Source organism: Secundilactobacillus mixtipabuli, from assembly GCF_002217925.1.
GTDB lineage: Bacteria > Bacillota > Bacilli > Lactobacillales > Lactobacillaceae > Secundilactobacillus > Secundilactobacillus mixtipabuli.
In genome coordinates, this window is record NZ_BCMF01000007.1 from 1 (window position 1) to 13,588 (window position 13,588).

General features: G+C 38.5%; 17 protein-coding genes and 1 tRNA gene. 16 read left to right on the top strand and 2 right to left on the bottom strand.

The window, feature by feature from the left end; translation table 11 throughout:
* Window positions 1-522 precede the first annotated feature (522 nt).
* The gene (locus tag IWT5_RS07660) at window positions 523-1,890 is read right to left on the bottom strand and encodes a DHA2 family efflux MFS transporter permease subunit (RefSeq protein WP_089109376.1); all 1,368 of its coding nucleotides are present in this window, start codon (window positions 1,888-1,890) and stop codon (window positions 523-525) included.
* Window positions 1,891-2,013: 123 nt separating this feature from the next.
* Here IWT5_RS07660 and IWT5_RS07665 point away from each other — a divergent pair, with 123 nt between their 5' ends.
* Window positions 2,014-2,445, top strand: a complete 432-nt coding sequence (locus IWT5_RS07665) for a MarR family winged helix-turn-helix transcriptional regulator (RefSeq protein WP_089109377.1) — start codon at window positions 2,014-2,016, stop codon at window positions 2,443-2,445.
* A 506-nt stretch (window positions 2,446-2,951) separates the two neighbouring features.
* Here IWT5_RS07665 and IWT5_RS07670 read toward each other — a convergent pair.
* On the bottom strand, window positions 2,952-3,281 hold the full coding sequence (locus IWT5_RS07670; protein WP_089109378.1) for a helix-turn-helix domain-containing protein: 330 nt from the start codon (window positions 3,279-3,281) through the stop codon (window positions 2,952-2,954).
* 223 nt (window positions 3,282-3,504) lie between these two features.
* On the opposite strand from IWT5_RS07670, the gene IWT5_RS07675 reads away from it, so the two are divergent.
* The 15 genes from IWT5_RS07675 (at window position 3,505) to rnhB (ending at window position 13,582) form a co-directional block, all read left to right on the top strand.
* Window positions 3,505-3,894, top strand: a complete 390-nt coding sequence (locus tag IWT5_RS07675; RefSeq protein WP_089109379.1) for a hypothetical protein — start codon at window positions 3,505-3,507, stop codon at window positions 3,892-3,894.
* Between the two features lie 23 nt (window positions 3,895-3,917).
* A complete protein-coding gene (locus IWT5_RS07680; RefSeq protein WP_089109380.1) occupies window positions 3,918-4,823 on the top strand; it encodes a hypothetical protein in 906 nt (301 codons plus the stop codon).
* 34 nt (window positions 4,824-4,857) lie between these two features.
* Window positions 4,858-4,917, top strand: a tRNA-OTHER gene (locus IWT5_RS12200).
* 59 nt (window positions 4,918-4,976) lie between these two features.
* Window positions 4,977-5,192 (top strand): hypothetical protein, encoded by a 216-nt coding sequence (locus tag IWT5_RS07685; RefSeq protein ID WP_089109381.1) that lies wholly within the window; start codon window positions 4,977-4,979, stop codon window positions 5,190-5,192.
* Between the two features lie 115 nt (window positions 5,193-5,307).
* Window positions 5,308-5,679, top strand: a complete 372-nt coding sequence (locus IWT5_RS07690; protein ID WP_089109382.1) for a hypothetical protein — start codon at window positions 5,308-5,310, stop codon at window positions 5,677-5,679.
* A 710-nt stretch (window positions 5,680-6,389) separates the two neighbouring features.
* Window positions 6,390-6,815 carry a hypothetical protein gene (locus tag IWT5_RS07695; protein ID WP_089109383.1) on the top strand — a complete coding sequence of 142 codons (426 nt, stop codon included), beginning with the start codon at window positions 6,390-6,392 and terminating at the stop codon, window positions 6,813-6,815.
* A 168-nt stretch (window positions 6,816-6,983) separates the two neighbouring features.
* Window positions 6,984-7,298 (top strand): hypothetical protein, encoded by a 315-nt coding sequence (locus tag IWT5_RS07700; RefSeq protein ID WP_089109384.1) that lies wholly within the window; start codon window positions 6,984-6,986, stop codon window positions 7,296-7,298.
* Complete coding sequence (locus IWT5_RS07705) at window positions 7,298-8,377, top strand: AAA family ATPase (protein WP_089109385.1); 1,080 nt, start codon at window positions 7,298-7,300, stop codon at window positions 8,375-8,377. Before IWT5_RS07700 ends, IWT5_RS07705 begins: the two co-directional genes overlap by 1 nt.
* Window positions 8,374-8,979, top strand: coding sequence for a hypothetical protein (locus IWT5_RS07710; RefSeq protein ID WP_089109386.1), 606 nt, complete (start codon window positions 8,374-8,376; stop codon window positions 8,977-8,979). Before IWT5_RS07705 ends, IWT5_RS07710 begins: the two co-directional genes overlap by 4 nt.
* A gap of 207 nt (window positions 8,980-9,186) precedes the next feature.
* Window positions 9,187-9,786 (top strand): replication protein, encoded by a 600-nt coding sequence (locus tag IWT5_RS07715; protein WP_089109387.1) that lies wholly within the window; start codon window positions 9,187-9,189, stop codon window positions 9,784-9,786.
* Window positions 9,783-10,283 carry a hypothetical protein gene (locus IWT5_RS07720; RefSeq protein WP_089109388.1) on the top strand — a complete coding sequence of 167 codons (501 nt, stop codon included), beginning with the start codon at window positions 9,783-9,785 and terminating at the stop codon, window positions 10,281-10,283. Before IWT5_RS07715 ends, IWT5_RS07720 begins: the two co-directional genes overlap by 4 nt.
* Before the next feature lie 3 nt (window positions 10,284-10,286).
* Window positions 10,287-10,523, top strand: coding sequence for a DNA-binding protein (locus IWT5_RS07725; protein ID WP_089109389.1), 237 nt, complete (start codon window positions 10,287-10,289; stop codon window positions 10,521-10,523).
* Window positions 10,524-10,598: 75 nt separating this feature from the next.
* Window positions 10,599-11,849 carry a tyrosine-type recombinase/integrase gene (locus IWT5_RS07730; RefSeq protein ID WP_089109390.1) on the top strand — a complete coding sequence of 417 codons (1,251 nt, stop codon included), beginning with the start codon at window positions 10,599-10,601 and terminating at the stop codon, window positions 11,847-11,849.
* Window positions 11,850-11,961: 112 nt separating this feature from the next.
* Window positions 11,962-12,816 (top strand): ribosome biogenesis GTPase YlqF, encoded by an 855-nt coding sequence (gene ylqF / locus IWT5_RS07735; RefSeq protein ID WP_089109391.1) that lies wholly within the window; start codon window positions 11,962-11,964, stop codon window positions 12,814-12,816.
* Window positions 12,809-13,582, top strand: coding sequence for a ribonuclease HII (gene rnhB, locus IWT5_RS07740; protein WP_089109392.1), 774 nt, complete (start codon window positions 12,809-12,811; stop codon window positions 13,580-13,582). The genes ylqF and rnhB overlap by 8 nt, the downstream gene beginning before the upstream one ends.
* The last annotated feature ends 6 nt before the right edge of the window (window positions 13,583-13,588 follow it).

Consider the following 13,588-nt stretch of genomic DNA (forward strand, 5'->3'; position numbering starts at 1 on the left):
TTTACCAGTAACCTGGATAACCCCATCAGCCCGTTCAGTACCACCTTTAATTTTTACATGTTTATCATCTATGCCTAGCAACAACTTCGTAGTATCATAATTCATAAGGGTATTCCTTTCTTCTAGAAATCTTCGTCGTGGTTGATTTTAATGAACGGGCGGGAATGCCCGTTTTTTTATTAGTTAATAGTGTACAAAAAATCTGTTATCAGTAATAGATAGAATCTATTACCAACAACAGATATTGTAGAGCCGATCTTTTTAGTTAAAATAATTTTCTGAAAAAATGATTCTAAAAATGCGCATCCGCGTTGTTGAGTAATAATGAGCAAAAATAATCAAATTCTGTCCCCAAATTTGTCCCCACCGGTTATTGAATTGTATTTGACACAGTCCTTCATTTGAAGCTGTTTTAAAAGATAAAAGTGCGCCTTATTTTTCACTAAGGCGCACTTGATGTATATTTTATCTAATAATAAAAATTTATCATATTGATAACTACTATAATATCAGCAGGGGAAACTATTTACTCGTTTGAATAGTTGGTTTTAACGTCATGGCTAGTACGAAGCGAGCCAGTCCGATGATAATAATCCCACTGAAAAAGGCACGGGCACCAATAAATGCTGAGTGCATATCAAAAAAGGACTGGACTGTCACTAGTAACCCTGTGCCAATGGAACCACCAACTTGTCGTAAGGTGTTCACCATAGCACTCCCATGGTTTAGTAGTCTCTCTGGTAATACGTTCAATGCCTCTGTCGTTAGTGGTGTCATCACAAGAGAGTTGCCCATCATTTTGAATATTAAACATGCCGCCATCATGATCAGTGAGCTATGAATGTTTAGAAACAGGAACGGTACCATCGAGATTGAGACCACCAGACTACCGATTATTCCTAAAATTTTCCCACCAACATGGTCGTAAAGGCGCCCAGCAATCAATGAAGTTAAACCGCTGGCAAGCGCTCCGGGCAATAATACCAAAGCAGATGTTAGAGCTGTGTGGTGCATTGCTGACTGAATTAGTGTGGGGATAATTGCTTGTGGTCCAATCAGAGTGACAAATGAGAGCACCACTAAAACGAGTGAAATTGAAAACTGGCGATTTTTAAAAACGCGAAAGTTCAACATCGGTTTAGCAAGTTGCAGTTCGCGATGAATGAAGATCACAATAAAGATAACTCCAATCGCGACAAAAAACGTTCCCAGTGTCTTATTTTGATTGAAGCTGCCGGTGCCATAAAGCAAGATACCGAATCCAAGTGTTGAATAGACGACTGAACGGTAATCAAGTGGGTTATTTTGTTGCTGCGGGGTGCCAACATTTTGCATCCCAAAGATTGTGGCAACAATCAGGGCCACCCCGATTGGAAATACCAGCCAAAAGAGATAACGCCATGTTAATCGACTGAGGATAAAACCAGCAACTGTAGGGCCAATCAGTGGTGCAAAGCCGGTAGTAAGACCAATAATACCCATAACAGAACCGTGTTTGTCCTTATCAACAATCGAGAACATCACTACTTGCATCAAGGGAATGATGATTCCGGCACCAATCGCCTGAATAAGACGAGAAATCAGGAGCAAAAGAAAACTTGGCGAGATTGCGGACAGCAAGGTTCCCAGCGTAAAGGAACCAAGCGCGAATAGCATTAGCTGGCGCGTACTGAAACGACTGATTAGATAGGCTGTAACTGGAATCCAAACGCCATTAACTAGCATGTAAGCTGTGGTCAGCCATTGTACGGTAGAACTGCTGACAGAGAATGTTCGCATAATGCCTGGAAATGCAGTAAATAATAATGTCTGGTTCAAAATGGAAATAAATGCGCCTAAACTGAAAATAAAGAGCATCGTTTTTACATGATATTGTTTAACCTCTAGCATGATAACCTCCAAAATAATTATGAAGTTGTAGATACAACTTGAACGTTACTAATGCTATAACACTTGATATTTGAAGTCAATTGTTTTAAGTTTTAACTACAACATGGAAAAGAGGATGTCAAATTGACGGAAAAACGGATTGCAACAACAGCTGAATTAATCTATCAGGTTGGGCAACTCGAAGGCCAGATTATCCAACGGCAACTAGCCGATATTGGTATAAGAATGGATCATGCTAGGTTGCTCCATTACGTCAGCGAAGCACCTGGAACCAATCAAGTCAGATTAGCTAAGTACTTAAATGTACAGCCGGCAACGTTGACCAATATGATTAAAAAACTGGAGAAACAGGATTTGGTCGTCAGACGAATAGATCCAGAAGATTCGCATCAGCGGCAGGTTTTCCTGTTGCCTCAGGGTGAGAAGGCTGCAAAGAAGATTACGACAACTTTTCATCAGTTAAATGATATTGTTGCATCGGTCAATCTTGCAAAACAGGGCAGCCTGCAGGCACTATCTGAGCAGTTGAATGATCACCTAGCAAGATTGGTATAAATTTAATCTGTCGCAGTGTGCTCGACATTTACCAAAAAGATAGGCGAAATAAAGAATTAGATGGTAAAATAGAGTCTGCTCATTGAGATTCTGTTTGACCATCTTTTTAAATTCAGAATGCTCACAATCGAGAAAAACAATTAAATTGCTTAGGTGGGTATTAATGACTCACGCTTAGACTTAATACTAACGAACGAGGATTCAAGGATTCTCGGTATTAAAAGGAGTTAAAGCATTATGGCAACTATTCAATGGTTTATTAGCCATGTTGAAACTCCTACATCTACTTTTATAAAATACAATGGATAAATTAGAATTCTAAATCACAAAAAGCCTACCATTTCGGTAGGCTTTTATACTTATTTATATAATTTACTATTCATGTAAGCTTGGTGAATTTTAGCTGTTTGTAAGGTACTTAATCAATAATTCTCAATAATAACCATATTTAGGCACAATTTAGGGCACAAGATTTAACTGAATAGTCATATAAAAATCAGAATTTCTCATGATTTTGCATTAATCAAAAGATCGATTAATTTTTCAATTGTTTGCAGTGTTTCACTATCATTAATTAACGCTAGTTTACTGGTGATTCGTTTATTGACAGATGTATTCTCTGAAAAACTAAATATGGTTTCATAATCGGTGCCTAGAGCGTTAACAATTTTGTCCAAGGTATTTAATCGCAGATTGGTTCGTGTGCCCCGCTCAATTCGAGAGATCACAGATGGATCAATTTGTGCTTTTTCGGCTAGTTGTTCTTGCGTCATTTTTTTAGAAAGACGCAGTTCAAGAATTCGCTCACCTATTTTGTTGCCTATGTCAACTCCCACTGATTTTGCCTCCCTATATACTAATTCAAGCTTATTAGAGGTAGTCACGTTCTTACAGGGACTATATGCCTAAAATAATTATTTAAATTGATATATAGGCACTTATTGACTTATAAGCGTGTACAGAAGTAAAATGAAGACAATCCTATAGAAAATTATAAATTTGGGGAATCAATATCTATTAATTTTTCTGGCGGAAAACATAATTGGGAGGAAATAGCATATGAGGAAAACAGGGAGATCAATACTAATATTGGTCACTTTAGGGACAGTGCTTGCTGGATCTAGTACCATTAATGCCCAAGCTAAGAAGGTCACTTGGCATAGAGGTACACCTAAGGTTCTAAGAGGCAAGTACAAGACAAAAAAATATGGTGCTGATTTGATGGCAATCTATAAGATTAACAGCAAATCAACTTATTATTGGGCTTCAGGAATGCCTATAGTAAATGGCTATAATTTGCATTACGCGAAAACAAGTCATAACCACTATGTTTTGAAATATGACGCACATCGCAATGGTATCTTTAAAGGTGGCAAGAATTTAAAAAGTTCCATCGTAAAGGTTGGCAAAAATATCAAATACAATAAGCAGACATATTATAAATATTAGTTATTCTGAAAGAGGTAATTAAAATGAAAAAGAATTTGAATAGTATCACTAAAATGATGTTGGTTGCTGCTTCCGTTGCTTTTGGTTTGACTGGTATTGCGACGACTGCTAATGCCAGCACCGTTTATCACCGGACCAGTATCAAATCCGTTAAGTCGACCGCAATGTACAGTACTTCAAACACGGGTAAGACTTATAACTTTAAAGGCAGTGCTTCCCACTTCACCTTTAAGACCAGCCACGATTTGAAGAACTACCACAACTCAACTTGGGTTAAAACTAAGCAGACCACGGTTAAGCATGGTCGTCACAGCAGTACTTACTACTATGTTAAAGATGCTAAAAATGGTGCATCGGGTTGGGTCAACAAAGTTTATATGAAGACTGGCCGTGATTACCAAATGGCTAATCCTCAGAACGTTACCAGCAAAGACTACATTATGAACTCCAATGGTAAGGTTTATCAGTTGAAGGGTAATAACAACTGGTTCCAGTTTAAGAGTGGTAAGAGTTTGAACAGCAGTGCTACTTATGCTGTTACTGCTCAACGTAACATCTACAAGAAGGGTAAGACTTCCGTTTACTTCTATGTCGTTGGTACTGATGGTACTAAGGGCTGGACTTGGCACGGCTATTTGACTGCTGGTGAACATAAGTCAGCTGCTCAAAATAATATCACCAGCTCAACTGGTAATTCTGGCCAAGCTGCTAATAGTGATGGTTTTATTCATGTTGATAATGCCAGCGAAGTTGGTTCAAAAGGTGCTGGTATTTATACCTACACTGAAAATGCTAACGATCAGTGGACCAAAGAAGGTAATGAATGGTCCGACAAAGTTAGAGCTATTTTGAAAAAAGGTGATGTTGAAAACAAAACAGCAAAACAAATTGAAGAACATTATGGTTCAAACATCAATGCTTGGGGTTAATCGTTCTAAGTAATATCGGTTCATTGTTTCACGCAGATATGTGGTGTAATTGGCAGCACACCTTGTGACCTGGGTTCGATTCCCAGCATATCTATCAGTTGTTATTCGAAATAAAAATCAAATAAATCTAAAACTGAATTGGGGTGATTATAAATGACCGAAGCAATTATGCTTTTGTTGTGGATTGTCTTAGCTACTGGTGCATTTTTAGTCGTCGGCAGCCTATATGGCTATCGTCATAATCTGAGCAAGCCAAATGCTATTTTTTATACGGCCTTGGCTTTTTATTTAGGCTTATTCGTAGTTACGTTTCTGAGTATTGCAAATGCCATCATTGAAATCGCTTTTAGTACCCTGTTTCAAATATAAGTATCATCATGCCCCTACGGGCGTGCTTATCACCGACTGTGGTCAGTCTGTCTGGGTTCAATTCCCGGTTCGGTGCTTAACCGGAAAATATAGTTTCAGAAAGGGCGTATTCTTAATGGCTACTAATGAATCACAATTAATTCAAGCACTGCTCACATTACAAACCGCTTCCACCAAAGCGGATAAACAACAAGTTTTACAGGCGAATGCGACTACGCCCAACTTCAAAACGGCCATTGAGTTTTTATTGAACCCCTTTGATGCGGTGGGCTTATCCACCAAGAAATTAAATAAGCCGGTTGCCCTTGATTATCAAGCGGACAGTTTTCCGGCTTTATTAACTTATTTACACGCCCACCGTACCGGCACCAATGAAGATATAGCTGTCGTTTTGGGCTATCTCAGTCAATTTAATCAAGATGAACAGGCTATTTTAAAATCATTGATTGCTAAGACTTTAACTTTAGGTGTATCCGCTAAATCATAGCAAGCTCAATACTTTTTTTACATTGGGCTAATTTTTTATTTAGGTCGGTTCATAGTAATGTTTAACCTTATTGCTAACGGGAAAAATCACCAGTGCCTTTAGAATTTATTTCAGTTTTAATTTATTAAAATAATACATAGTATATTTCAACGAGACGAAAAATATTGTCTTGAAAAGATCAAAAGGGTAATCCAATTGGATTACCCTTTTTTGTATTTGTATAGAAAAATTTGAAAAATAATAATTCGGTCAGCCTAATTAACTAGTAGTCTATGTTCAGTGGGTAGGAGTAGGTGGGGTGACTCGGCTACGCCGACTCAATTTATTGGGGCTGCGCCCCACACCCCAAACTTACTTATGTAAAAGATTAAAAACTTAATTCCTTTAACCCTTGGCTACAGCCTCATCTTAATAATTTTGTGGGCATTTGTCAAGTATTCACGTTAAGGGTTTTTAGTAGAACAGTCTGATGAAAGGGGGAAGAAAATTAAAACAAATTTGACTAAAATTATCGAGAAATGTTTTAAAAAATAATATAAGTTCTGAACTGGTGAAGCGATTTTACTGAATCAGATTGAATTAGACAAGCCATCAAACCAATTGTTTGATGGCTTTTTTTGTTTGACCGTATGTTTGTTTGCATCAGTACGGAATGAATAATGAATTGTTTGATTCTTTCTTGATCAGTAATGAGCAGGAAGGAGTTTTAAATGAAAGATGAAGTAGAATATAAAAAATTGCTTGTTAGATTGGCAGTTGAAGATAACTGGGGTGAAGTATTAAAGCTTTTAAACCGGCAACTGAATAATATTGAAAGGCGAGAAAGGTATCATCACACTGTACGATTGGAACAAAAATCTCAGACAACTGGTAATGAGCTAGGAACAATGATTTCGTCTGATGAATTAAATCCAGAGCAAAAGTTAATTGAGAAAGAAACAATTGAAGAAATATGTAATCTTGTATGTACACTAGGGGATATGTATTGTTATTTGCTAATCAGATTATGTCAGGGGGCTAGTTTGACAACAATTGCGCATGAAATGCAAGTATCAGTTGCAACAATCCACAATAGAAGAGAAAGGCTAAAAAAAAAAATAAAGAACCTTGAAAACAATGATAGGGACACTAAATAAATTTACTAAAAATAATTAATTTTAGAAATTAGCTTAAAAACTATCACTAAAATCTCCATAAGTATGAGGAGAAAATAAACATGCCAATAAAAGTTCGCAGTCCAAATTAATAATGAGTATCTCAGTAAAGTTGCCGGAAAACTCAAAAATGAAAAGGAGCAATGAATTATGAAACGCCAATTTCACAAAGGCGGTTACTCAAACGATATCGCCAACCAATATGTAACTAATGAACAACCTATTTATAGTCTCAGCAGTGAGCTTGAAACTCAGTATAAGTACGAAGACGGAAAGCGAACTGATGAAGTCGCCGGTTACAAGGCGTGGTTTATCCAACAAGGATTAACGCCGTTTACGGTTAAATTCGGAGACAAAATTAAACTGCCGGAATATATGTCAATCGTAGAATTTGACAATCTTCAAGCTATTGAGATCAAGTATAACGTTTACTTCAAGGCTGACGGTTTGAAAGAGGTTAAGTAATGAACACTCAAGAACTAACTCAATACTTGTTACAAAGCTTGAATATGAGCTTAGGTGGCATGATGCAAGGTGAAACCAGTTATACCAACAGTTTTGATGTCAAAATTGTTAAGATGGGCTTTCTTTTTATTCCTCGGTTACCAACGAGTTACATCATTGATAACGATTTATACCAAAAGATATTTTTGATAGCCAACGCTGCGTTATATCCACGTTTTACGCTATTGAAGCAGTCTTCTGCCTATTTCGTACCATTAAAAACTGATGATATCCATGTGCAACGTGCCTTGTACTTTCCGTGGAAAATCGGCATATCAGAACGATTAGTTATCCCAGACCTGAATGAATTTGCGTCTGTAAACGAACCATTGAAGATTCCAATCATGAAGGGACTGACGATAGATATGAACAAGGTGACTTCGATTGCCATAGCCGGTCAATCTGGTTCTGGAAAAAGTTACACATTAACCTATTTCTTGGCAATGTTGCTAAGTGGATCTGACCTACTAATAGTCGATCCGAAGTTTGATAGTCCAAGTCGTTGGGGGGCTCAAAAGGGTATCCCAGTAATTCATCCACAGCAAAATCGGTCGAAGTCTGATTTTGTTTCCGAGATTAATGAAAACCTGAGTTCCGCGCTGAAGACGATTCAAGATAGACAACAAATTCTCTTTAATGAGCCCATGCATCAATTTAGACATTTAACAATCGTCATAGATGAACTTATGGCTTTGTCAGAAGGTGTGAATAAAGCAATTAAGGATTCGTTCTTTTCCTTATTATCTCAAATTGCTTTGATGGGACGTGCTACCAAAGTTCATTTATTACTTGTTTCTCAGAGATTTGATCATCTGACAATGCCGGTTTCAGTACGTGAACAACTCAATGTGCTCATTCAAGTTGGAAATATTAATCGTAAATCAATACAATTTCTCTTTCCAGACCTTGATCCTGAAGGAATTGTGATTCCAACAGGTAAAGGAACTGGATTGCTCCAGATCATTGATAATGAGCACCCGTATCAAGTTTTGCCATTATTGACGCCCACTTATTATTTGAAAGAAGGTAATTTGAAATGAAGAAAAGTTTATTTGCCAAACTTTATCACACATTTGTCTTGGGATTGAAAGTTGATTTATTGCTGGCAGTAACTGCTGGCTTTGTAACATTCGTTACTAGCGAATTAAGTAATAGTAGAGCGCCAAGTTTGGTACGCTTGGCAGCAGCAATTGAACCTGAAGTAAATATCGGTTGGAAAGTCACAATAATCATTTCCGTTATTCTAACTTTTCTCTTGGCTTACGAAATATTACTACACGCCAAAAGAGACCGAGTTTCATATTTGTTTAGTTCCGTATATAAAAGCTGGTTACTACAGCGGTTTCTTCATTATACGGAAACTCAGATTAGGCCGATAATTTACAGTGCTCAATTCACTACAATAAGTCGTACACCAGCAATAAGATCCTTTAATCGAGCAGCTCAAAAAGCGGTTGTTGAGTTGAATAAGAACACGATTACTGTTTTTATCAAACTGCCTAGTTCACAACAGGCACAAAAGATCTTCAAAGAGATGGAATCGGATATTAGAGAGGAAATCTCCAATCGTAATCCTGACTACACTATATCTCAGCCTATTCGTAGTAAGAATTTAATGAGATTTGACGGGACAAAAAAATAAGAAGCGCGCTGTGGCCTCACGCAGTGACAGCCACAGAAGCGCTTCTTAACAGAATATGGCGATTATTGATTCCATGGGGTTACTACGACCCCCATGGAATCAATAATCAAGCAAATGGGAGGCTTCCCCCATAGGATCAGTAATCAGTAATCAAGGGGGTAAGCGTCCCCCTATAGGATCAATAATCAATAATCAGGAGGTAGAATCATGACAAAAAAAGAACAACGATCCAGTAAATGGGCGTTTTTAATGTATAAGGACAGTGCACCTGAAAATTATCAGGATGTATTAGATAGCATTCATGTGCCGTATGTATTAAGTCCATGGCATGACAAAGATATTGTTAAAGATACTGGTGAATTGAAAAAGGTTCATAAGCATGGTGCGCTATTTTTCGATTCTTTAAAAGGCTACCACCAAGTTTCAGAATTAATTAGTGACAAGCTAAACGGGCCTGCTCATGTTGAAGTCGTACAGTCACCTAAGGGTATGTTGGATTATTTTACGCACGCAAATAATCCGGAGAAGACTCAATATGATGAGAAAGATATTGAATGCGGTTCAGGCTTTAACTTGCGGAAGTTCTTAATGTCTCAAAGTAATGGAACAGTCATAAATGATGTCATTGATATCATTGAAGAGAAAAACTTTGTGGAGTTCATGGATTTAGTCAATTATGCCCGCGAAAACAATCAGGGTATGTTGAATCTGATTGTAGACAAAACCTACTTTGTCTCAAAACTACTCGATTCTCGAAGATATGATCAACAAAACAAGATTGAGTATGAGGAGGATAAGTACGAATGAAGATGAGAATTGTAACAACTCCGCCATTTATTTTTAACAATGCGCCACCCACTTATAAAGCGTCAAATGACGCAAAAAGATCATCAGCTGACTTCCTACAAATCCTGCTGATGACCCTAAGAGTGAACCATAAATCTAAAAGATGTATGGAACAGTTTGATTGTACAACATTTTGCTTTCCATATGTCCCTGCAAAGGGGAAGTTTATCATGAATAATGAAAAACTCGAAGAATTAGCAACAGCATTAATGCAAGAAACGGTCATGATTTTAGATGAAATAACTAAGTTAAATGACACATCAACTAGTGATTTCTATGAAATTCGTCCCATGCTTGAACAACTGAATTGCGACCTTACTGAAGTCTACTTAAAGGTGACGGCGCTTCTACTTTCATGTGGTCAAGAAGACTCAATTGATCGGGTGACAATCGGTAAAGCAAGCGACTCCATCTCGAACAATTTAGAATCTTTGAGCGACTCCAAGAAGGAGATGTAGAGAATGAAATCAGTTATTAGAACCAATTTAATGCTCAAACCTGAATGGGGTAATAAAGCTGCAATCTTAGCGCGATATGAAGGCCTAAATATTCACACCCTTAATAGATGGTTAGGTGAGATGAGAGATAATAAACAATTCCAAAAGGGCGTTGTTAATCCAACTCACAAGCTTGTTTGGATAAATTTTAAGCAGTTTCAAAATTTCTTATTTTGGAAACAACACAACTACTTAAAGTAAACGAAAAATGATAAAATAGAACTTGTGATTAGAATTCTATTTTATCTTTTTTGTTTATTTGGAAAGGATAAAATTATGCATATTGAAAAGAAAACACACGCAGATGGAAGTTGCTATAACTTAGCGGTGGAAAGTTACATTGACCCTTTAACGCAAAAACGGAAGCGTTGTTCGGTTAGTTTCAATTTAAATACAGCCAGAGCAAAAGCTCAGGCTCGTAGAGAACTGAACGAAAAGATTACTGGTATTTTAGAAGAGAGGGAAAGCTCACAAGCTGAAATTGCTGAAAATTTAACCTTTGGTAAACTAAAACAACAGTGGTTAGATGAATGGTCAGCAACGGTTAAACCACAAACAATGGAACGCGAAAAAGTCTTGGTGCGAAGAGTATCAGCATTGATAAGTGATGATATTTTAGTTAAGAAGATTACTCCTTTGTTAATTCGACAATGCATAGATAATTACCAAGAAACCTATCAATCAACGTTCACAACAATGCAACATATTAAGTCAACTTTGAATAAGATCTTTGATTTCGCTGTCCTGTATAACTACTTATCATTTTCACCAGCCCGAGTAGTCAAGGTTCATGCTTCTGTAAATGATAAAATTGAGAAAAAAGAACGTCTTGAAAGAAAGTTTTTAAATGCTCGTGAGGTTCAAGTATTGATTAAAGAACTTCAGAATAGACGTAATCCAGCGTATCTTGATTTAACATTATTTTTAATTGGTACGGGTTGCCGAATTGGTGAAGCGGGAGCATTAACTGCTGAAAATATCGATTTTGATAGAAAGACAGTCAGTATTCAAGCCTCCTTGCAAAGCACTAATTTACGTGTGAAAAATTATTATCTTGATACGACGAAAACATCTGCTGGTGAACGTATTGAAGCATTGCCAGACTTTGCTATTTCAGCATTAAAAAGATGCTTAGAACGCAATAAATTGATGGATGACGCCCATCGTGATAATCCCAGTGATGCATTTACCTTCTCAAAGTCGATTTTTCGTACCGAGTATGGTTCACCAATAACGTCACACAGCTTCCGCGAAGTATTGGGAAGAATCAATCGTGATTTGGAGATTAATTGTCAACAGCGATATGGTTTCAAATGGACAAAAAATGTAGTGCCCCATAGTTTCCGCCATATTCATGTCAGTATTCTTCGGGCTGACCCTTCTATTCCCTTAAAAGAGGTTCAACAACGGGTTGGTCATCTTGAAGAAGAAACGACTGCTGGATATACGCATTTAATGAATAAATCGCAAAAGAAGTCGGTAGAAGCTGTCGATAGGTTTGCTTCACAAGTTGGCATATTAGATTGAGACGCAAAATGTGCCCTAAACTGTACAGAACATATGACATATTTTGGGCACGTTTAGGCAATAAGTAAAAAGCAAGGCGCTAGAACCCTTGCTATTAAAGGAGTTAGAAGACATGGCTACTATTCAATGGTTTCCAGGCCATATGGCAAAAGCCATTCGGCAACTGGAAGAAAATTTACATGTGGTGGATATTGTATTTGAACTGGTCGATGCCCGAATTCCGCAATCATCACGGAATCCAGAAATTGAACGGCTGATCAAGGATAAGCCCCATCTGGTGATTATGACCAAAAGTGATTTGGCTGATCCGGATCAAACTGCCAATTGGATCAAGCAATTTAAAGCTCAGGGAGTTCCTGCCATTGCGGTTGATTCAAAGGCCAATATCACCACTAAAACAGTGACCCGTATTGCCCAATCGATTTTGGCGGATAAATTAAATAATGAACAGCAAAAGGGATTAAAAGAACGGCCAATTCGAGCCATTACAGTTGGTATTCCTAACGTTGGTAAATCAACACTGTTAAACCGCTTGGTCAGCAAACGGGCTGCCCAAGTTGGCGACCGGCCCGGTGTGACAAAGGGCCAGCAATGGTTACGTTCATCTTCAAAGCTGCAGTTACTGGATACGCCAGGAATTTTGTGGCCTAAGTTTGACGATGAAGAAACTGGCCAGGCTTTGGCACTGACTGGTGCTATTAAGGACCAGCGATTTGCGAGTGATGACGTGGCGTTATACGCCTTAAAGTTTTTCCGCCAATACTATCCCAAAGCACTGCAGGAACGGTACAAACTTACTGAGGATGATTTCGACCTTTCAGACGTTGACCTCCTACTAAAACTGACCAAACAGTTTGGGATGAAGGATGATTACGAACGGGCTTCTGACCGGTTGATTTTAGATATCCGTAAGAGTAAGCTGGGCCGCTACACATTGAACCGAACGGACGGTGAGGTTGATGCCTAAAGCACCTTCAATTCGTCAGCTCACCGAGTTGTTCAAACAAATTACCGACGAGCGTGATCCGCTGCTCACCGAATATGCGGCTGATCCACGGACGGGTGTTCAGAAATTGATGGCAACGACTCAGCATCGGCTAGCTAAGTTAGCATTGGAAAAGCGCGCTTTTGAGCAGCGCTTTTTTTATGAACGGCAATTTCAGCAGCAGAGACATCATTTAATTGCGGGGATCGATGAAGTGGGCCGTGGCCCGTTAGCTGGCCCAGTGGTCACCTGTGCAATCATTCTACCCGATGATTTTGATGTGATCGAGGTCAACGACTCTAAACAGCTGTCTGACCATCAGCGAGAAGCACTCTACCCCCAGATTTTGGATCAAGCTATCGCGGTAGGAATTGGGACAGCATCCGCTCAACAAATCGATCACTTAAATATTTATCAGGCGACTCGCGTGGCCATGTTGGCAGCCGTTGAGCACTTGAAGGTAAAACCCGATCAACTCCTGATCGACGCTATGCAAATTGATAGTGCGATTCCGCAACTAAAGCTGATTCATGGCGATGCCAAAAGTGTTTCCATCGGGGCGGCAAGCATTGTCGCTAAGGTTTTTCGGGACCACCTCATGCAGAGTTATGACGTCTTGTATCCCGGTTATGAGTTTGCTCATAATGCTGGCTATGGGACCAAGGCTCATTTACAAGGTTTAGAAGATCTGGGTCCTTCAAAGATCCATCGGCGCACGTTTGCTCCAGTCTCAAACTACTTTGGCTAGCTTCCC